Source organism: Pseudomonas sp. AL 58, assembly GCF_036348395.1.
Classification (GTDB): Bacteria; Pseudomonadota; Gammaproteobacteria; order Pseudomonadales; family Pseudomonadaceae; genus Aquipseudomonas; species Aquipseudomonas defluvii.
This window is the reverse complement of the sequence record NZ_JAZBQR010000006.1, coordinates 42,661-62,036: the sequence shown is the minus strand read 5'-3', so window position 1 is coordinate 62,036 and position 19,376 is coordinate 42,661. Positions and strand designations below refer to the sequence as shown.

At 57.7% G+C, this 19,376-nt stretch carries 17 protein-coding genes and 2 tRNA genes; 18 read left to right on the top strand and 1 reads right to left on the bottom strand.

Annotated elements, in window-relative coordinates; translation table 11 throughout:
- Positions 1-5: 5 nt before the first annotated feature.
- From grpE to UIA24_RS09555, 8 genes are all read left to right on the top strand, one after another.
- The gene (gene grpE / locus UIA24_RS09590; RefSeq protein WP_065758251.1) at positions 6-572 is read left to right on the top strand and encodes a nucleotide exchange factor GrpE; all 567 of its coding nucleotides are present in this window, start codon (positions 6-8) and stop codon (positions 570-572) included.
- 101 nt (positions 573-673) lie between these two features.
- Positions 674-2,590 (top strand): molecular chaperone DnaK, encoded by a 1,917-nt coding sequence (gene dnaK, locus UIA24_RS09585; RefSeq protein ID WP_065758252.1) that lies wholly within the window; start codon positions 674-676, stop codon positions 2,588-2,590.
- Between the two features lie 192 nt (positions 2,591-2,782).
- The gene (gene dnaJ, locus UIA24_RS09580) at positions 2,783-3,907 is read left to right on the top strand and encodes a molecular chaperone DnaJ (RefSeq protein ID WP_065758253.1); all 1,125 of its coding nucleotides are present in this window, start codon (positions 2,783-2,785) and stop codon (positions 3,905-3,907) included.
- Between the two features lie 13 nt (positions 3,908-3,920).
- Entirely contained in the window at positions 3,921-4,724 is an 804-nt protein-coding gene (gene dapB, locus UIA24_RS09575) for a 4-hydroxy-tetrahydrodipicolinate reductase (RefSeq protein ID WP_065758254.1), read from the top strand.
- 281 nt (positions 4,725-5,005) lie between these two features.
- Complete coding sequence (gene carA / locus UIA24_RS09570) at positions 5,006-6,142, top strand: glutamine-hydrolyzing carbamoyl-phosphate synthase small subunit (RefSeq protein ID WP_099775841.1); 1,137 nt, start codon at positions 5,006-5,008, stop codon at positions 6,140-6,142.
- Between the two features lie 103 nt (positions 6,143-6,245).
- On the top strand, positions 6,246-9,467 hold the full coding sequence (carB, locus tag UIA24_RS09565; protein ID WP_099775839.1) for a carbamoyl-phosphate synthase large subunit: 3,222 nt from the start codon (positions 6,246-6,248) through the stop codon (positions 9,465-9,467).
- Positions 9,464-9,940, top strand: a complete 477-nt coding sequence (gene greA, locus UIA24_RS09560) for a transcription elongation factor GreA (protein WP_065758257.1) — start codon at positions 9,464-9,466, stop codon at positions 9,938-9,940. Before carB ends, greA begins: the two co-directional genes overlap by 4 nt.
- A gap of 28 nt (positions 9,941-9,968) precedes the next feature.
- Entirely contained in the window at positions 9,969-10,364 is a 396-nt protein-coding gene (locus tag UIA24_RS09555) for an MFS transporter (RefSeq protein WP_065758258.1), read from the top strand.
- Positions 10,365-10,377: 13 nt separating this feature from the next.
- On the opposite strand, the gene yhbY is transcribed toward UIA24_RS09555, so the two are convergent.
- Positions 10,378-10,686, bottom strand: a complete 309-nt coding sequence (gene yhbY, locus UIA24_RS09550; protein WP_099775837.1) for a ribosome assembly RNA-binding protein YhbY — start codon at positions 10,684-10,686, stop codon at positions 10,378-10,380.
- A gap of 100 nt (positions 10,687-10,786) precedes the next feature.
- On the opposite strand from yhbY, the gene rlmE reads away from it, so the two are divergent.
- The 10 genes from rlmE (at position 10,787) to nusA (ending at position 19,364) form a co-directional block, all read left to right on the top strand.
- Positions 10,787-11,410, top strand: coding sequence for a 23S rRNA (uridine(2552)-2'-O)-methyltransferase RlmE (gene rlmE, locus UIA24_RS09545; RefSeq protein WP_065758260.1), 624 nt, complete (start codon positions 10,787-10,789; stop codon positions 11,408-11,410).
- A gap of 211 nt (positions 11,411-11,621) precedes the next feature.
- Positions 11,622-13,529: an ATP-dependent zinc metalloprotease FtsH gene (gene ftsH, locus UIA24_RS09540; RefSeq protein ID WP_099775835.1), complete on the top strand. Its 1,908-nt coding sequence runs from the start codon at positions 11,622-11,624 to the stop codon at positions 13,527-13,529.
- Between the two features lie 8 nt (positions 13,530-13,537).
- Positions 13,538-14,389, top strand: a complete 852-nt coding sequence (folP, locus tag UIA24_RS09535; RefSeq protein ID WP_099775834.1) for a dihydropteroate synthase — start codon at positions 13,538-13,540, stop codon at positions 14,387-14,389.
- A 16-nt stretch (positions 14,390-14,405) separates the two neighbouring features.
- Entirely contained in the window at positions 14,406-15,746 is a 1,341-nt protein-coding gene (gene glmM / locus UIA24_RS09530) for a phosphoglucosamine mutase (protein ID WP_065758263.1), read from the top strand.
- A gap of 66 nt (positions 15,747-15,812) precedes the next feature.
- The gene (gene tpiA / locus UIA24_RS09525) at positions 15,813-16,568 is read left to right on the top strand and encodes a triose-phosphate isomerase (RefSeq protein ID WP_330522751.1); all 756 of its coding nucleotides are present in this window, start codon (positions 15,813-15,815) and stop codon (positions 16,566-16,568) included.
- 3 nt (positions 16,569-16,571) lie between these two features.
- Positions 16,572-16,952 carry a preprotein translocase subunit SecG gene (gene secG / locus UIA24_RS09520; RefSeq protein WP_065758265.1) on the top strand — a complete coding sequence of 127 codons (381 nt, stop codon included), beginning with the start codon at positions 16,572-16,574 and terminating at the stop codon, positions 16,950-16,952.
- Positions 16,953-16,972: 20 nt separating this feature from the next.
- Positions 16,973-17,058 (top strand) — tRNA-Leu (locus UIA24_RS09515).
- A gap of 99 nt (positions 17,059-17,157) precedes the next feature.
- Positions 17,158-17,234 (top strand) — tRNA-Met (locus tag UIA24_RS09510).
- Positions 17,235-17,364: 130 nt separating this feature from the next.
- Positions 17,365-17,823: a ribosome maturation factor RimP gene (rimP, locus tag UIA24_RS09505; RefSeq protein WP_065758300.1), complete on the top strand. Its 459-nt coding sequence runs from the start codon at positions 17,365-17,367 to the stop codon at positions 17,821-17,823.
- Between the two features lie 59 nt (positions 17,824-17,882).
- Positions 17,883-19,364, top strand: coding sequence for a transcription termination factor NusA (nusA, locus tag UIA24_RS09500; RefSeq protein ID WP_065758266.1), 1,482 nt, complete (start codon positions 17,883-17,885; stop codon positions 19,362-19,364).
- Positions 19,365-19,376: the final 12 nt, after the last annotated feature.

Below are 19,376 nucleotides of genomic sequence, written 5' to 3'. Positions count from 1 at the left end.
ATTTTATGGCTGACGAACAGATGCTGGACGAACAGAATCTGAACGCCGACAAATCCGCAGGCGCGACCGGCGACGACCTCAATGCTCGCGTTCAGGTGCTCGAAGAGCAGCTGGCGGCGGCCCAGGATCAATCTCTGCGTGCTGCAGCCGATCTGCAGAACATTCGCCGTCGTGCTGAGCAGGATATCGAGAAGGCCCACAAGTTCGCCCTGGAAAAGTTCGCTGGCGACCTGCTGCCGGTCATCGATAGCCTGGAGCGCGGTCTGGAGCTTTCCAGCGCCGATGATGAAAGCATTCGCCCAATGCGTGAAGGCATTGAGCTGACGCTGAAAATGTTCCACGACACCCTCAAGCGCTTCAACCTTGAAGCCATTGACCCGCATGGCGAGCCGTTCAATGCCGAGCATCACCAGGCCATGGCCATGCAGGAAAGCGCTGAGGTAGAGCCTAACAGCGTGTTGAAAGTGTTCCAGAAGGGCTATCAGCTCAATGGCCGTCTGCTGCGCCCAGCCATGGTTGTGGTCAGCAAGGCGCCGGCGCCGGTTTCGCCGTCGATTGACGAGCAGGCTTGAAATCGTCCGGGGCGTCCCCATTTAGGTGTCAAGCATTCAAGTATTACCGCAGTTAGCCAGCACTGCTGCGGCAACCTTATTCAAGTTTCGGGAGAGTTAACATGGGTAAAATCATCGGTATCGACCTGGGGACCACCAACTCCTGCGTCTCCATTCTGGAAAACGGTAACGTCAAGGTTATCGAGAACGCCGAAGGCGCGCGTACCACCCCATCGATCATCGCTTACGCCAACGATGGCGAGATTCTGGTCGGTCAGTCGGCCAAGCGTCAGGCTGTCACCAACCCGCACAACACCCTGTACGCAGTAAAGCGTCTGATCGGTCGTCGTTTCGATGAAGAAGTCGTTCAGAAAGACATCCAGATGGTCCCTTACAAGATCGTCAAGGCAGACAACAACGACGCCTGGGTTGAAGTGAACGGCCAGAAAATGGCGCCGCCACAAATCTCGGCTGAAATCCTGAAAAAGATGAAGAAGACCGCCGAAGACTACCTCGGCGAGGCAGTGACTGAAGCGGTTATTACCGTGCCTGCCTACTTCAACGACAGCCAGCGTCAAGCTACCAAGGACGCCGGTCGTATTGCTGGTCTGGACGTCAAGCGCATCATCAACGAACCTACCGCTGCTGCGCTGGCGTACGGTATGGACAAGGCCAAGGGCGATCACACCGTGATCGTTTATGACCTGGGTGGCGGTACCTTCGACGTGTCGGTGATCGAGATCGCCGAGGTTGATGGTGAGCACCAGTTCGAAGTACTGGCAACCAACGGTGACACCTTCCTCGGTGGTGAAGACTTCGATATCCGTCTGATCGACTACCTTGTTGACGAGTTCAAGAAAGAAAGCGGCATGAACCTCAAGGGTGACCCGCTGGCCATGCAGCGTCTGAAAGAGGCCGCTGAGAAAGCCAAGATCGAGCTGTCTTCGAGCCAGCAGACTGATGTCAACCTGCCGTACATCACTGCAGATGCCACCGGTCCTAAGCACCTGAACGTGAAGATCTCCCGCGCCAAGCTGGAATCGCTGGTTGAAGACTTGGTTCAGCGCACCATCGAGCCTTGCCGTATCGCGCTGAAAGATGCCGGTATCGACGTAGGTTCGATCAACGACGTGATCCTGGTTGGCGGCCAGACCCGTATGCCGCTGGTACAGAAAGCTGTTACCGATTTCTTCGGTAAAGAAGCGCGTAAAGACGTCAACCCTGACGAAGCCGTTGCCATGGGTGCTGCTATCCAGGGTGCCGTTCTGGCAGGTGACGTGAAAGACGTTCTGCTGCTGGACGTTAGCCCGCTGACCCTGGGTATTGAAACCATGGGTGGCGTGATGACCGCGCTGATCGAGAAAAACACCACCATTCCGACCAAGAAGTCGCAGGTGTTCTCGACCGCTGATGACAATCAGAGCGCCGTGACCATTCACGTGCTGCAAGGTGAGCGTAAACAAGCCGCACAGAACAAGTCCCTGGGCAAGTTCGACCTGGCTGACATTCCACCAGCACCACGTGGCGTGCCTCAGATCGAAGTGACCTTCGACATCGACGCCAACGGTATCCTGCACGTTGGTGCGAAAGACAAGGCCACTGGCAAGACTCAGTCGATCGTGATCAAGGCCAACTCCGGTCTGTCGGACGAAGAAATCGAGCGCATGGTGCGTGATGCCGAGGCTAACGCCGAGGAAGACCGCAAGTTTGAAGAGCTGGCCGCTGCCCGTAACCAGGGTGATGCGCTGGTGCACTCGACTCGCAAGATGGTCGCTGATGCCGGTGACAAGGTCACTGCCGAAGAGAAGGCTGCTATCGAAGCTGCGGTCGTAGCGCTGGAAGCTGCCGTTAAAGGCGATGACAAAGCTGCCATCGATGCCAAGGTCGAAGAGCTGTCGAAGGTCTCCGCGCCAGTGGCTCAGAAAATGTACGCTGAGCAGGGCGAGAAGCCTGAAGCTGCTGCCAAGCCTGCGGAAGAAGCTGGCAAGCATGACGATGTAGTCGACGCCGAGTTCGAAGAAGTCAAAGACAACAAGTAATTACTACAGGTTGTCGGCCGGTTGACTGCATTTTAGCGGTGGCTGGTAGGATGTCGCCGCGCGGGGGCTTGCTCCCGCGTTGGCGTGTCTGGAATACCCGAATTTTTACGGCATTCGACCGGGTTTGAATGCTGGCGGCATAGCGCGAATAGCGCAGAGGTTTGCCGAACGTCCTCAAGAGTACAAAGACTTATGGCAAAGCGTGATTATTACGAGGTTCTGGGTGTAGAGCGCGGCTCCAGCGAGGCGGAGCTGAAGAAGGCTTATCGTCGTCTGGCGATGAAGCATCACCCGGACCGTAATCCCGATGACAAAGAGTCGGAAGAAAAATTCAAGGAGGCCAACGAGGCCTACGAAGTGCTGTCCGATAGCAGCAAGCGTGCGGCGTATGACCAGTATGGCCATGCCGGCGTCGACCCTAGCATGGGTGGTGGCGGTGCTGGCTTTGGTGGTGCGAACTTCTCCGATATCTTCGGTGATGTGTTCAGCGACTTCTTTGGTGGTGGTCGGGGTGGTTCCCGTGGCGGTGCCCAGCGTGGCAGCGACCTGCGCTACACCCTGGAGCTGAACCTCGAAGAAGCGGTGCGCGGCACCACGGTCAATATCCGTGTGCCGACACTGGTGAACTGCTCGCCGTGCGAGGGTTCCGGTGCCAAGAAGGGCTCTTCGCCCTCGACCTGTCCGACCTGTGGTGGTATTGGTCAGGTGCGCATGCAGCAGGGCTTTTTCTCGGTCCAGCAGACCTGTCCGCGTTGTCATGGCCAAGGCAAGATCATTACCGATCCTTGCGATGCATGCCATGGCGAAGGGCGTGTCGAAGAGTACAAGACGCTGTCGGTCAAGGTGCCGGCCGGTGTCGATACCGGAGACCGCATCCGCCTGTCTGGCGAGGGCGAGGCGGGTAGCCATGGTGGGCCTACCGGCGACCTTTACGTTGTGATCAATGTGCGCGAGCATGCGATCTTCCAGCGTGATGGCAAGCATTTGTATTGCGAAGTGCCGATCAGTTACACCGATGCTGCGCTGGGTGGCGAGCTTGAAGTGCCGACCCTTGATGGTCGGGTCAAGCTGAAGATCCCTGAGGGTACTCAGACCGGCAAGCAGTTCCGTCTGCGCGGCAAGGGTGTTGCCCCGGTGCGTGGCGGTGCGGCGGGCGATCTGATGTGCCGCGTCGCAGTCGAGACGCCGGTCAATCTGAGCCGCCGTCAGCGTGAACTGCTCGAAGAGCTGCGCGATTCGCTGGACTGTGACAGCTCCCATTCTCCCAAGGCCAGTGGCTGGTTCGAAGGCGTAAAGCGCTTCTTCGGCGATCTGTAAGAAGGAACAGGGCATGCGACGTATAGCGGTAATGGGTGCTGCAGGGCGGATGGGTAAAACCCTGATCGAAGCTGTGCAGCATGCGCAGGGTGCGGGCCTGACCGCGGCTGTGGATCGTCCGGACAGTACGCTGATCGGTGCGGATGCTGGTGAATTGGCAGCGCTGGGTCGTATTGGTGTGGCGCTGTCGGGTGGTCTGGAACAGGTGGTCGATGACTTCGATGTCCTGATCGACTTCACTCACCCGTCGGTCACACTGAAAAACCTGGCGTTTTGCCGTGAGTCAGGCAAGGCCATGGTGATCGGAACTACCGGCTTCAGTGCTGAAGAAAAGCAACTGCTGGTAGAGGCGAGCAAGGAGATTCCGATTGTCTTCGCCGCCAACTTCAGCGTGGGTGTGAACCTGTGCTTGAAGCTGCTCGACACTGCTGCCCGCGTGCTGGGTGATGACGTCGATATCGAGATCATCGAGGCGCATCATCGGCACAAGGTCGATGCACCTTCGGGTACGGCGCTGCGCATGGGTGAGGTGGTTGCCCAGGCCTTGGGTCGCAACCTGCAGGAAGTGGCGGTCTATGGTCGCGAAGGTCAGACCGGCGCCCGTGATCGGCAGACCATTGGCTTCGCTACCGTGCGTGCCGGCGATGTGGTTGGCGATCACACCGTGTTGTTCGCGGCTGAGGGTGAGCGCGTCGAGATCACCCACAAGGCCTCCAGTCGCATGACCTTCGCCAAGGGTGCGGTGCGTGCCGCATTGTGGCTGGAAGGGCGCGAACCTGGCCTGTATGACATGCAGGACGTGCTGGAACTGCGTTAAGCGTTGTTGAAAGTGTGCCTGCAAGTCGGCTCTTTGGGCTTCACTGGAGCCGGTCTTGCGGGTTGCTTCTGAATCCTGGCGACGTCCTGTCGCATTTCTGCGCCTTTCAGGCACATCAGCGGTAGACCAAAAATACGTTTTTCTGTAAGCTACAGCTTTAGTGTGTCCACTAAAAGCGCGCAGATAATTCGACGAAGAAAGCGGGGTGACGTGTCTATACGTCATTCCGCTTTTTTGCAACCTGCGATCGCCCCTTCAGGCTTGATTTACGGGAGGTCTTCTTGACTAAGCCAGCCATACTCGCCCTTGCTGATGGCAGCATTTTTCGCGGTGAAGCCATTGGAGCCGACGGTCAGACCGTTGGTGAGGTGGTGTTTAACACCGCAATGACCGGCTATCAGGAAATCCTGACTGACCCTTCCTATGCGCAGCAAATCGTTACCCTGACTTACCCACACATTGGCAACACTGGCACCACGCCGGAAGATGCCGAATCCGACCGCGTCTGGTCGGCTGGCCTGGTGATTCGCGACCTGCCGTTGCTTGCCAGCAACTGGCGGAACAAGCAGTCGCTGCCGGACTACCTGAAAGCCAACAACGTGGTTGCGATCGCCGGCATCGATACCCGTCGCCTGACACGCATTCTGCGTGAGAAGGGTGCGCAGAATGGTTGCATCCTGGCCGGTGACAACATCACTGAAGAAGCCGCCATCGCCGCTGCGCGTGGCTTCCCGGGCCTGAAAGGCATGGACCTGGCCAAGGTTGTCAGCACCCAGAACAGCTACGAGTGGCGTTCCAGTGTCTGGAACCTGAAGACCGACAGTCACCCGACTATCGAGGCTTCCGAGCTGCCATACCACGTGGTTGCCTATGACTACGGCGTCAAGCTGAACATCCTGCGCATGCTGGTTGAGCGCGGCTGCCGCGTGACCGTGGTTCCTGCGCAAACACCGGCCAACGACGTTCTGGCGCTCAACCCTGATGGCGTGTTCCTGTCTAACGGCCCTGGCGATCCAGAGCCTTGCGATTATGCAATCAAGGCGATTCAGGACATTCTCGAAACCGAAATTCCGGTGTTTGGTATCTGCCTGGGTCACCAACTGCTGGCACTCGCTTCTGGCGCCAAGACCGTGAAAATGGGTCATGGCCACCACGGTGCCAACCACCCGGTCCAGGATCTGGACACCGGCGTTGTGATGATCACCAGTCAGAACCACGGTTTTGCCGTTGATGAGGCGACGCTGCCAGCCAATGTGCGCGCCACGCACAAGTCGCTGTTCGACGGTAGCCTCCAGGGTATTGAACGCACCGACAAGAGCGCGTTCAGCTTCCAGGGCCACCCTGAAGCCAGCCCTGGCCCGACCGATGTCGCGCCGCTGTTCGACCGTTTCATCGATGCCATGGCCAAGCGCCGCTGAGCACCTAGTGAGAAGGCCCTGAACCGGCGCAAGCCGTGTTCAGGGACCGCCAAGATTGTTCAAGACGGCTTGCCGACTGACCTGCGGATTTGAGTGACAACCCATGCCAAAACGTACAGACATTAAAAGTATCCTGATTCTCGGCGCTGGACCGATCGTGATCGGCCAGGCCTGCGAATTCGACTATTCCGGCGCCCAGGCCTGCAAGGCCCTGCGCGAGGAAGGTTTCCGCGTCATCCTGGTGAACTCCAACCCGGCCACCATCATGACCGACCCGGCCATGGCCGACGCCACCTACATCGAGCCGATCAAATGGCAAACGGTGGCCAAGATCATTGAGAAAGAGCGTCCGGATGCGCTGCTGCCGACCATGGGTGGCCAGACTGCACTGAACTGCGCCCTGGACCTGGAGCGCGAAGGCATTCTGGAGAAGTTCGGTGTGGAAATGATCGGCGCCAATGCCGACACCATCGACAAGGCAGAAGACCGTTCGCGTTTTGACCAGGCCATGAAAGCCATTGGTCTGGAGTGCCCGCGCTCTGGCATCGCCCACAGCATGGAGGAGGCTAACGCCGTTCTCGAGAAGCTGGGCTTCCCGTGCATCATTCGTCCGTCCTTCACCATGGGCGGCACCGGTGGTGGTATCGCCTACAACCGTGAAGAGTTCGAAGAAATCTGTGCCCGTGGTCTGGACCTGTCGCCGACCAAGGAACTGCTGATCGATGAGTCGTTGATCGGTTGGAAAGAGTACGAGATGGAAGTGGTCCGCGACAAAAAGGACAACTGCATCATCGTCTGCTCCATCGAAAACTTCGACCCGATGGGCGTGCACACCGGTGACTCGATCACCGTTGCTCCGGCACAGACCCTGACCGACAAGGAATACCAGATCATGCGTAACGCCTCGCTGGCGGTACTGCGTGAGATCGGTGTTGAAACAGGCGGTTCCAACGTCCAGTTCGGTATCTGCCCGGACACTGGCCGTATGGTCGTGATCGAGATGAACCCGCGTGTATCGCGTTCCTCGGCCCTGGCTTCGAAAGCGACCGGCTTCCCGATCGCCAAGATTGCCGCCAAGCTGGCTGTCGGCTACACCCTGGATGAACTGCAGAACGACATCACCGGTGGTCGTACCCCGGCTTCGTTCGAGCCGTCCATCGACTACGTTGTGACCAAGCTGCCGCGCTTTGCCTTCGAGAAGTTCCCGAAAGCCGACGCCCGTCTGACCACTCAGATGAAATCCGTTGGTGAAGTCATGGCTATCGGCCGTACTTTCCAGGAATCCCTGCAGAAAGCCCTGCGTGGTCTGGAAGTGGGTGTATGCGGTCTTGATCCTAAGCTTGACCTGGCTAACCCGGAAACCCCAAGCATCCTCAAGCGCGAGCTGACCGTTCCTGGCGCTGAGCGCATCTGGTACGTTGCTGACGCCTTCCGTGCCGGCATGACCCGCGACGAAATCTTCGCGCTGACCAGCATCGACCACTGGTTCCTGGTGCAGATCGAAGACCTGATCAAGGAAGAAGAGCGCGTCAAGACCCTGGGCCTGGCCAACATCGACAAGGGCCTGATGCTCAGCCTCAAGCGCAAGGGCTTCTCTGACCAGCGTCTGGCCAAGCTGCTGGGTATTACCGACAAGAACCTGCGTCGTCACCGCCACAAGCTGGAAGTGTTCCCGGTCTACAAGCGCGTCGACACCTGCGCTGCCGAGTTCGCGACCGACACGGCCTACCTGTATTCGACCTATGAGGAAGAGTGCGAGGCCAACCCGTCGAATCGTGACAAGATCATGATCCTGGGTGGTGGTCCAAACCGTATCGGCCAAGGTATCGAGTTCGACTACTGCTGCGTACACGCGGCTCTGGCCCTGCGTGAAGATGGTTACGAGACCATCATGGTAAACTGCAACCCGGAAACCGTTTCCACCGACTATGACACGTCCGATCGCCTGTACTTCGAGCCGCTGACGCTGGAAGACGTGTTGGAAGTGGTGCGTGTCGAGAAGCCGAAGGGCGTGATCGTTCACTACGGTGGCCAGACCCCGCTGAAACTGGCTCGTGCGCTGGAAGAGGCCGGTGTACCGATTATCGGTACCAGCCCTGATGCAATCGACCGTGCTGAAGACCGTGAGCGCTTCCAGCAGATGGTTCAGCGTCTGAACCTGCTGCAGCCGCCAAATGCCACCGTTCGCAGCGAAGATGAAGCCATCCGTGCTGCCGGTGTGATCGGTTATCCGCTGGTGGTTCGTCCGTCCTACGTGCTGGGTGGCCGTGCCATGGAGATCGTCTACGAACTGGACGAACTCAAGCGTTACCTGCGTGAAGCGGTCCAGGTTTCCAACGACAGCCCTGTGCTGCTCGACCACTTCCTCAACTGCGCCATCGAGATGGACGTTGATGCGGTCTGCGACGGTACCGACGTGGTCATCGGCGCAATCATGCAGCACATCGAGCAGGCCGGTGTTCACTCCGGTGACTCGGCCTGTTCGCTGCCGCCATACTCCCTGCCAGCCCATGTTCAGGACGAAGTCCGCGAGCAGGTCAAGAAAATGGCTCTGGAGCTGGGCGTGGTCGGCCTGATGAACGTTCAGCTGGCGCTGCAAGGCGACAAGATCTACGTCATTGAAGTCAACCCGCGCGCTTCGCGTACCGTACCGTTCGTCTCCAAGTGCATCGGCACTTCGCTGGCGATGATTGCGGCGCGTGTCATGGCCGGCAAGACCCTGAAGGAAATTGGTTTCACCAAGGAAATCATTCCGAACTTCTACAGCGTCAAGGAAGCGGTCTTCCCGTTCGCCAAGTTCCCAGGTGTTGACCCGATCCTCGGCCCTGAAATGAAGTCGACAGGTGAAGTCATGGGTGTTGGCGACAGCTTCGGTGAAGCGTTTGCCAAGGCTCAGATGGGCGCCAGCGAAGTGCTGCCGACTGGCGGTACCGCGTTTATCAGCGTGCGTGATGACGACAAGCCGCAAGTGGCTGGCGTTGCCCGTGACCTGATCGCCCTGGGCTTTGAAGTCGTCGCGACTGCAGGCACTGCCAAGATCATCGAGGCTGCCGGGCTGAAAGTGCGTCGTGTGAACAAGGTGACTGAAGGCCGCCCGCATGTTGTTGATATGATCAAGAACGATGAAGTGTCGCTGATCATCAACACCACTGAAGGTCGTCAGTCGATTGCTGATTCCTACTCGATTCGTCGCAATGCGTTGCAGCACAAAATCTACTGCACCACCACCATTGCGGCAGGTGAAGCTATCTGTGAAGCGCTGAAGTTCGGTCCGGAAAAGACCGTGCGCCGCTTGCAGGATCTCCATGCAGGACTCAACGGATGAATAAATACCCTATGACTGTCCAGGGCGCTCGCGCCCTGGAAGAAGAACTGACCCATCTGACCAAGGTCGTTCGTCCCAAGCTCAGCCAGGATATTGGTGAAGCGCGGGAGCTGGGCGACCTCAAGGAAAACGCCGAGTACCATGCTGCGCGTGAGCAGCAAGGTATGGTTGAAGCGCGTATCCGGGATATCGAAGGGCGCTTGCAGAACGCGGTGGTGATTGATGTCACTTCGATTGCGCACACTGGCAAGGTGATCTTCGGCACGACTGTTGAGATTGCCAACGTCGAAACCGACGAAAGCCTGAAGTACCAGATCGTTGGTGAAGATGAAGCTGACATCAAGGCTGGCAAGCTTTCGGTTGGTTCGCCTATTGCTCGCGCCCTGATCGGCAAGCAAGAGGGCGATGTCGTGTCGGTGAAGACCCCGAGTGGTTTGATCGAGTACGAGATTGTCGAAGTCGCCCATATTTAATCGGCGTCGCGGCGTTGCCGCGACCGCTGTGATCTGGCAGCTAACCCAGGTGCTCTGGGTTGGCGGCCTGTGGATGCTGTACTTCGGGCTTTTACCGACGCTTGCAAAGGTTGGGCTGGCGCCGCTACTTGTCGAGGATATCGGCAAGCTGGTGGCGTCATTGCTGGTAGCATTCGCAGCGTTTTGTGCGGGGCTGCAGGTGTTGGTTCTGGTGCAGGCTGAAGGCCTGCGCAGCCTGTGGCAAGACAGGCGAGGGCAACTGCTGCTGATGGCGTTGCTGGCGTGTGTTGTGTATTTTGCGTTGCGAACGTTGCTGCCAGGGTTGATGCGTTGGCAGTTGCTCTGCTATTTGGTGCTGGGCCTTACCGGTGTATTGCTGGTGCTACAACCTCAGCCGGGCAGGGCGCGCAGAGCGCGCCGCTGACACGGCGCGAGCATCACTTGTAGCGATGGATGTTCGACAGCTGTTTGTTAGGCTGTGGGTTTTTGCGGTAAATCAGTGCCATTTTCCCGATGGTTTGTACCAGTTCTGCACGGCCAGCCTTGCACAGCTCGGCGATCACTTCGGCACGCTCTTCGCGTTCGTTGAGGTTGAGCTTGATCTTGATCAGCTCGTGATCGCTCAGGGCACGCTCGAGTTCGGCGAGAACACCCTCAGTCAGCCCATTGCCTGCCACAATCAAAACTGGTTTGAGGTCGTGGCCAATGGATTTGTACTGTTTCTTCTGCTCTTGAGTGAGCGGCATAATCTGACCCTTTGTCTGATTCTGTAAAAATGGCGGCCATTTTACCCGAGGGCCCGTGGATCCGCCCAGTTAATCACGACCGTTATCATCGAGGTGCCCAGTGGCGCGTTCCAAGACAAGCCATAACTGGCTGAAAGAACATTTCAACGATCCTTACGTCAAGATGGCGCAAAAGGACGGTTATCGCTCGCGTGCCAGCTACAAGCTGCTGGAGCTGCAGGAAAAAGACCGACTGATCCGCCCGGGCATGAGTGTCATCGATCTCGGCGCTGCGCCAGGTGGCTGGTCTCAGGTGACCAGTCGTCTGATTGGTGGGCAGGGGCGTTTGATTGCCTCGGACATCCTGGAAATGGACAGCATTCCTGATGTGACCTTCATTCAGGGCGACTTCACCCAGGATGAGGTGCTTGCGCAAATCCTCGAAGCGGTAGGTAATACGGAAGTAGACCTTGTGATTTCCGATATGGCCCCCAATATGAGTGGTACGCCTGCGGTGGATATGCCCAAGGCGATGTTCCTCTGTGAGTTGGCCCTTGACTTGGCTACCCGCGTATTGCGTCCGGGTGGTGATTTCCTGATCAAGATCTTTCAGGGTGAGGGGTTTGATACCTATCTGAAAACCGTTCGGCAGAAGTTCGACAAGGTGCAGATGCGTAAGCCGCTCTCTTCGCGGGACCGTTCCCGCGAGCAGTACTTGCTGGCGAGGGGTTTTCGCGGCGAGTAAAGCGTCATGCCGGCAGCTTCCAGGGTTTGCGATAGTTTTTTCCAATCGACTGCCCTGCCTGACTTGGGCGAACATCGTGTAGTCTAAGTTTCACAAAGGGTTACAGACGGCGCCTGCAGATGTGTAGGTAATGTAGTAAGTTAGGCCGGTGATTATCATGCGAGGCACGGCTGCGCCTCAGCCTGCTTCAGAGGGTAGCTAATTGAACGATATGGCAAAGAATTTGATCCTGTGGTTGATCATCGCGGCTGTCCTGGTGACGGTGATGAACAACTTCTCCAGCCCGAACGAGCCGCAGACCCTCAACTATTCCGACTTTATTCAACAGGTCAAGGATGGCAAGGTCGAACGTGTCGCAGTCGACGGCTATGTCATCACCGGCAAGCGTACGGACGGCGAAAGCTTCAAGACCATCCGTCCGGCCATTCAGGATAACGGCCTGATTGGCGATCTGGTCGACAATCACGTAGTCGTTGAAGGCAAGCAGCCCGAGCAGCAGAGCATCTGGACTCAACTGCTGGTTGCCAGCTTCCCGATCCTGGTGATTATCGCCGTGTTCATGTTCTTCATGCGCCAGATGCAGGGTGGCGCAGGTGGCAAGGGCGGGCCGATGAGCTTCGGCAAGAGCAAGGCGCGCCTGCTATCGGAAGACCAGGTAAAGACCACACTGGCCGACGTGGCCGGTTGTGATGAAGCCAAGGAGGAAGTCGGCGAGCTCGTCGAGTTCCTGCGCGATCCGGGCAAGTTCCAGCGCCTGGGTGGTCGTATTCCTCGCGGCGTGCTGATGGTTGGCCCGCCGGGTACCGGTAAAACCCTGTTGGCCAAGGCCATTGCAGGCGAAGCAAAAGTACCGTTCTTCACCATTTCCGGTTCTGACTTCGTCGAGATGTTCGTGGGTGTCGGTGCGAGCCGTGTCCGTGACATGTTCGAACAAGCGAAGAAGCATGCCCCTTGCATTATCTTCATCGACGAAATCGATGCGGTGGGTCGTCATCGTGGTGCCGGTATGGGCGGCGGTCATGACGAGCGTGAGCAGACCCTCAACCAGCTGCTGGTCGAGATGGACGGTTTCGAGATGAACGACGGCATCATTGTGATTGCCGCTACCAACCGCCCAGACGTGCTGGACCCGGCGCTGTTGCGTCCAGGTCGCTTTGACCGTCAGGTCGTGGTGGGTCTCCCGGATATTCGTGGTCGCGAGCAGATTCTCAAGGTTCACATGCGTAAAGTGCCTGTGGGCGAGAACGTCAATCCGGCGGTTATTGCACGTGGTACGCCAGGCTTCTCCGGTGCCGACCTGGCCAACCTGGTCAACGAAGCATCGCTGTTCGCTGCGCGTGGCAGCAAGCGTATCGTCGAAATGAAAGAATTCGAGTTGGCCAAAGACAAGATCATGATGGGCGCTGAGCGCAAAAGCATGGTCATGTCGGAGAAGGAAAAGCAGAACACCGCTTACCACGAAGCGGGTCACGCGATTGTCGGTCGCATCGTGCCTGAGCATGATCCAGTCTACAAAGTCTCGATCATCCCTCGTGGCCGTGCGTTGGGTGTAACCATGTTCCTGCCTGAAGAGGACCGTTACAGCCTCTCCAAGCGTGCCTTGATCAGCCAGATCTGCTCGCTCTACGGTGGTCGTATCGCCGAAGAGATGACGCTCGGCTTTGATGGTGTCACCACCGGTGCATCAAACGACATCATGCGTGCCAGCCAGATCGCCCGTAACATGGTGACCAAGTGGGGCCTTTCCGAAAAGCTCGGCCCGCTGATGTATGCCGAAGAAGAGGGTGAGGTTTTCCTGGGTCGTAGCGCGGGTTCCCAGCACGCTAGCGTGTCTGGCGAGACGGCCAAGATGATCGACTCCGAAGTGCGCAGCATCATCGATCAGTGCTATGCCACTGCCAAGCAGATTCTCACCGAGAATAGAGACAAGCTGGATGCCATGGCGGATGCATTGATGAAGTACGAAACCATTGATGCTGATCAGATCGACGACATCATGGCTGGCCGTACCCCGCGCGAACCGCGTGACTGGGAAGGTGGATCGGGTACTTCGGGCACACCTGTCTCGCAGAGTGACCGCCCCGAGTCGCCGATTGGTGGCCCGGCGGCGCAACACTAAGGATTCATATGACTCCAAAGCAGTACCCGACCCGGTTGCCTTGCGGCAACCGGGTTCTTGATTTGTCCCTTACCCATGTCATGGGTATCCTCAATATCACGCCAGACTCCTTCTCCGATGGCGGCCGCTTCACTCAGCGTGACGCGGCATTGCGCCACGCGGAGGCTATGGTTGCCGCAGGCGCTACGCTGATCGATGTGGGCGGTGAGTCCACTCGGCCGGGCGCGCGAGCGGTGTCTCCTGTCGAAGAGCTGGAGCGCGTTGCGCCCATCGTCGAGGCCATCAGCCAGGCGCTGGATGTCATCATCTCCGTCGACACGTCGACCCCGGCCGTGATGCGCGAGTCGGCCCGTCTCGGGGCGGGGCTGATTAACGATGTGCGATCGCTCAGTCGCGATGGCGCCCTGGATGCAGCGGCTGCCACAGGTTTGCCTGTGTGCTTGATGCACATGCGGGGTGAACCAGGCGACATGCAGAACAACCCGCATTACCAGAATGTCACGGTCGAAGTGTCGAGCTATCTTGAAGAACGGATGGCTGCGTGTGCTGCGGTGGGCATTGGTGCGGAGCGCATTATCCTGGATCCGGGCTTTGGGTTCGCAAAAAACCTGGCCCACAACCTTAGCCTGTTCAAGCACATGGAAGCGTTGTTTCGCCTTGGCAGGCCTCTGCTGGTCGGCGTTTCACGCAAGAGCATGATTGGTCAGGCACTTGAGCGCCCGGTTGGGGAGCGGCTCTACGGCAGCCTCGCATTGGCTGCGCTGGCGATGACCAAAGGTGCCAGTATTTTACGCGTTCATGATGTCGCCGAAACCGTCGACGTAGTGCGGATGATCGCAGCGGTACAGGCCGCCGAATAAGAGTGACGGAGCATTTATGAGTAGAAAATATTTTGGTACCGACGGTATTCGTGGCCGCGTCGGTGTATACCCCATCACCCCTGATTTCATGCTCAAGCTGGGTTGGGCGGCGGGTATGGCCTTTCGCAAGATGGGCGCTTGCAGGGTGTTGGTGGGCAAGGACACGCGAATTTCGGGTTACATGTTCGAGTCGGCGCTGGAAGCAGGTCTCTCTGCTGCCGGTGCGGATGTCATGCTGCTTGGGCCGATGCCGACCCCGGCGATTGCCTACCTGACGCGTACCTTTCACGCCGAAGCGGGCATTGTCATCAGTGCCTCGCATAATCCGCACGATGATAACGGCATCAAGTTCTTCTCCGGCCAGGGCACCAAGCTGCCTGATGATATCGAGTTGATGATTGAAGAGCTGCTCGATCAGCCGATGACCGTGGTGGAGTCGAGCAAGCTGGGCAAGGTCTCGCGCATCAACGATGCTGCCGGGCGCTACATCGAGTTCTGCAAGAGCAGTGTGCCGACCAGTACCGATTTTGCCGGGCTCAAGCTTGTGGTTGATTGTGCCCATGGTGCTACCTACAAGGTTGCGCCTAGCGTGTTCCGCGAACTGGGTGCCAGTGTCACGGTGCTGCATGCGCAGCCAGACGGCCTGAACATCAATGAAGGTTGTGGCTCTACGCACATCGAATCGCTGCAGGCGGCAGTGCTGGTGGGGCATGCCGATCTTGGTATCGCGTTCGATGGTGATGGTGATCGTGTATTGATGGTCGACCATACCGGTGCGATCGTCGATGGTGACGAGCTGTTGTTCATCATTGCGCGTGACCTGCAGGAGCGCGGCAAGTTGCAGGGTGGTGTGGTAGGTACCCTGATGAGCAACCTGGGCCTTGAGTTGGCCTTGCAGGAGCTTTCCATACCGTTTGTGCGGGCGAAGGTTGGCGACCGCTACGTCATGGCTGAGCTGTTGGAGCGTGACTGGGTGGTTGGCGGCGAAAACTCCGGGCATGTCGTGTGCTGCAACCACACCACGACGGGCGATGCGATTATTGCTGCGTTGCAGGTGTTGTTGGCGCTCAAGCGTCGCGGCGAAACCTTGGCTCAGGCGCGTCAGGCTTTGCGCAAGTGCCCACAGGTTCTGATCAACGTGCGTTTTGGTGACAGCAAGGTCGATCCGGTTGAGCACCCTGTCGTCAAGGAAGCCTGTGCGCGTGTTACAGAGGCAATGGCGGGGCGTGGGCGGGTATTGCTGCGCAAATCCGGTACTGAGCCGCTGGTGCGTGTCATGGTCGAAGGTGACGATGAAGCACAGGTGCGTGGTTACGCCGAAGAGCTGGCAGCGCTGGTTGGTGAAGTTTGCGTCTGATTAGCGCTTGCCAGCGTTGAAAGGGTTGGGTAAGATCTGCGCCCACTTTGACCGACGAGGTACAGCATGCGTCGCCCTATGGTAGCTGGTAACTGGAAGATGCACGGTACCCGCGCCAGCGTCGCTGAGCTGATCAAGGGCTTGAGTGATTTAGCCCTGCCGAGCGGTGTTGAAGTAGCGGTTTTCCCGCCCTGTCTCTACATCAATCAAGTGATTGAAGGGTTGAAGGGTAAGTCGGTCGCCGTCGGTGCACAGAACTCCGCAGTGGAGTCTATGCAGGGCGCGCTGACCGGTGAGACTGCACCGAGCCAGTTGGTCGATGCAGGATGTAGTTTTGTGTTGGTTGGGCATTCGGAGCGTCGCCAGTTCATGGGCGAAACTGACGCAACGCTCAACCGCAAGTTTGCAGCCGCTCAGGCCTGTGGCCTGACGCCAGTGTTGTGTATAGGGGAAACCCTGGAAGAGCGCGAGGCGGGCAAGACGCTTGAGGTTGTAGGGCGTCAGCTGGGTAGCATCATCGAGGAACTCGGTGTTGGTGCCTTTGCCAAAGCGGTGATTGCTTATGAGCCTGTATGGGCCATTGGCACAGGCCTTACGGCCACGCCACAGCAGGCGCAGGATGTGCATAAAGCCATTCGTGAGCAGCTGGCGGCAGAAAATACTGAAGTCGCAGCAAATGTGCGGCTTCTATACGGCGGCAGCGTGAAGGCGGCCAATGCGGCTGAGCTGTTCGGCATGCCGGATATCGATGGGGGGCTCATAGGTGGAGCTTCCCTGAACGCAGACGAATTCGGTGCAATTTGTCGCGCCGCAGGAAACTGAGAAATGCTCGAAACCGTCGTAGTTGTTTTGCATCTGTTGGGCGCACTGGGTTTGGTGGTACTGGTGTTGTTGCAACAGGGTAAAGGTGCAGAGGCTGGTGCATCTTTCGGCGCAGGTGCTTCAAATACTGTGTTCGGAAGCCAAGGTTCTGCTACCTTTCTGAGTAAGTTTACTGCTATACTAGCTGCCTCTTTCTTCTTAACTGCTCTTGGGTTAGGATACTTTGCTAAAGAGAAAGCTCATGAGCTGACTCAGGTAGGATTGCCAGATCCAGCGGTTCTGGAAGTTCAGAAAAAACCAGCGGCAGATGATGTGCCGGTGCTTCAAGAGCAAAAAGGTAATGTCGGTAATACTGATGTTCCTCCAGCTCAAGAGAAGAAGTAAAAAGCGTCAAATGTAGTATTGCCGAGGTGGTGGAATTGGTAGACACGCAACCTTGAGGTGGTTGTGCCCATAGGGTGTAGGGGTTCGAGTCCCCTTCTCGGTACCAATTAAAACAAGACAGCCCGCTACATGCGGGCTTTCTTGTCGGTGGAGGTTAGATTGACCCCTTGGTGGGTTCGGTCGTATACTTTCGCCCCAGCTTTGTCGCGGGGTGGAGCAGTCTGGTAGCTCGTCGGGCTCATAACCCGAAGGTCGTTGGTTCAAATCCAGCCCCCGCAACCAGTCCCAAGCGGAGCCCCTTTTCAGGGGCTTTTTGCTAGCTGGACAGTTCTTAGCGCCGGTATTCAGCGGCGTATCCGGGATGGGCGCTTTGCCCATTTTTTATTTGCATAGCATGCACGAGGGGGTTCAGGTGTCGAGCAAGCTAGAACAGTTGCAGGCCTTGTTGGCCCCGGTGGTCGAGGCTCTTGGCTATCAATGCTGGGGGATCGAATTCATCTCTCAAGGCAAGCATTCGGTACTGCGTATCTATATCGACAAGGCAGATGGCATTCTGGTCGACGACTGTGAAGTGGTCAGTCGCCAGGTGAGTGGCATTCTGGATGTCGAAGATCCGATCAGTTCCGAATACACCCTTGAAGTGTCCTCTCCTGGCATGGATCGCCCGCTGTTCACTTTGGAACAGTTCGCTTCGCATGCCGGCGAACAAGTGAAGATCAAGCTGCGTACGCCCTTTGAAGGTCGTCGTAACTTTCAGGGCCTTCTCCGTGGAGTGGAGGAGCAGGATGTGGTGGTCCAGGTGGATAGCCATGAGTTCCTGTTGCCGATCGACTCGATCGACAAGGCCAACATTATTCCCAGTTTTGACTGAGACGTGCCGGATACCGCGTAGTCCGCGGATCCAATGGCGTGCGAAAGGCGAGGCGTACGATGAGCAAAGAAGTACTGCTGGTTGTTGAGTCGGTATCCAACGAAAAGGGCGTACCGGCCGGCGTAATTTTTGAAGCGCTGGAAGTGGCTCTGGCCACTGCAACCAAGAAACGTTTTGAAGATGAAGTCGACCTGCGTGTGGAAATCAACCGCCACACGGGTAACTACGAGACTTTCCGTCGTTGGACTGTGGTCGAAGACGAAGATCTGGACGATCCAGCGATTGAACTTGCCGTTGATCAGGCCCAGGCGAAAAAGCCGGGTGCCGTTGCTGGCGAGATCATCGAGGAAAAGATCGAATCCATTGAGTTCGGCCGCATTGCTGCTCAAACTGCCAAGCAGGTTATCGTGCAGAAAGTGCGTGAAGCCGAGCGTGCGCAGGTCGTCGACGCTTATCGTGAGCGTCTGGGCGAGATCATTTCCGGCACCGTCAAGAAAGTCACCCGCGACAACGTTATCGTCGACCTGGGCAACAACGCTGAAGCGTTGCTGGCCCGTGAAGACATCATTTCGCGCGAAACCTTCCGTGTGGGTGTGCGTCTGCGTGCACTGCTCAAGGAAATTCGTACCGAGAACCGTGGCCCGCAACTGATTCTGTCGCGTACTGCGCCACAGATGCTGATCGAGCTTTTCCGCATTGAGGTGCCGGAAATTGCCGAAGGCCTGATCGAAGTCATGGGCGCCTCTCGCGACCCAGGCTCGCGGGCCAAGATCGCCGTTCGCTCCAAAGACAAGCGCATTGACCCACAAGGTGCGTGTATTGGCATGCGTGGTTCGCGTGTTCAGGCAGTTTCTGGCGAATTGGGCGGCGAGCGCGTGGATATCGTCCTGTGGGACGACAACCCGGCGCAGTTTGTCATCAACGCCATGTCACCGGCTGAAGTCGCGGCGATCATTGTTGATGAAGATGCCCACGCCATGGATATCGCCGTGGCGGCGGACAACCTGGCCCAGGCCATCGGCCGTGGCGGTCAGAACGTGCGTCTGGCCAGCCAGCTGACCGGCTGGACGCTGAACGTGATGACCGAGTCGGACATTCAGGCCAAGCAACAAGCTGAAACCGGCGACATCCTGCGTAACTTCATCGACGAGCTGGAAGTTGATGAAGAGCTGGCGCAGGTGCTGGTTGACGAAGGCTTCACCAGCCTGGAAGAAATTGCCTACGTACCGCTGGAAGAAATGCTCAACATCGATGGCTTTGACGAGGAGATCGTCAACGAGCTCCGCGCTCGGGCCAAGGACCGTCTGTTGACCAAGGCCATCGCTACAGAGGAAAAACTGGCAGACGCCCACCCGGCCGAAGACCTGCTCTCTCTTGAGGGTATGGACAACGACCTGGCAGCGGAACTGGCGGTGCGCGGCGTGGTTACCCGCGAAGACCTGGCCGAGCAGTCGATCGACGACCTGCTCGACATCGACGGCATCGACGAAGAGCGTGCCGGCAAGTTGATCATGGCCGCCCGAGCCCACTGGTTCGAGTAATTAGGCTGGCCT

Bases quoted from the DNA above. Each gene is read 5' to 3' on its own strand.
- tpiA (WP_330522751.1), top strand. From the start codon at position 15,813: ATGCGTCGCCCTATGGTAGCTGGTAACTGGAAGATGCACGGTACCCGC.
- carB (WP_099775839.1), top strand. From the start codon at position 6,246: ATGCCAAAACGTACAGACATTAAAAGTATCCTGATTCTCGGCGCTGGA.
- grpE (WP_065758251.1), top strand. From the start codon at position 6: ATGGCTGACGAACAGATGCTGGACGAACAGAATCTGAACGCCGACAAA.
- dapB (WP_065758254.1), top strand. From the start codon at position 3,921: ATGCGACGTATAGCGGTAATGGGTGCTGCAGGGCGGATGGGTAAAACC.
- ftsH (WP_099775835.1), top strand. From the start codon at position 11,622: ATGGCAAAGAATTTGATCCTGTGGTTGATCATCGCGGCTGTCCTGGTG.
- glmM (WP_065758263.1), top strand. From the start codon at position 14,406: ATGAGTAGAAAATATTTTGGTACCGACGGTATTCGTGGCCGCGTCGGT.
- nusA (WP_065758266.1), top strand. From the start codon at position 17,883: ATGAGCAAAGAAGTACTGCTGGTTGTTGAGTCGGTATCCAACGAAAAG.
- folP (WP_099775834.1), top strand. From the start codon at position 13,538: ATGACTCCAAAGCAGTACCCGACCCGGTTGCCTTGCGGCAACCGGGTT.
- secG (WP_065758265.1), top strand. From the start codon at position 16,572: ATGCTCGAAACCGTCGTAGTTGTTTTGCATCTGTTGGGCGCACTGGGT.
- yhbY (WP_099775837.1), bottom strand. From the start codon at position 10,686: ATGCCGCTCACTCAAGAGCAGAAGAAACAGTACAAATCCATTGGCCAC.
- dnaJ (WP_065758253.1), top strand. From the start codon at position 2,783: ATGGCAAAGCGTGATTATTACGAGGTTCTGGGTGTAGAGCGCGGCTCC.
- greA (WP_065758257.1), top strand. From the start codon at position 9,464: ATGAATAAATACCCTATGACTGTCCAGGGCGCTCGCGCCCTGGAAGAA.
- dnaK (WP_065758252.1), top strand. From the start codon at position 674: ATGGGTAAAATCATCGGTATCGACCTGGGGACCACCAACTCCTGCGTC.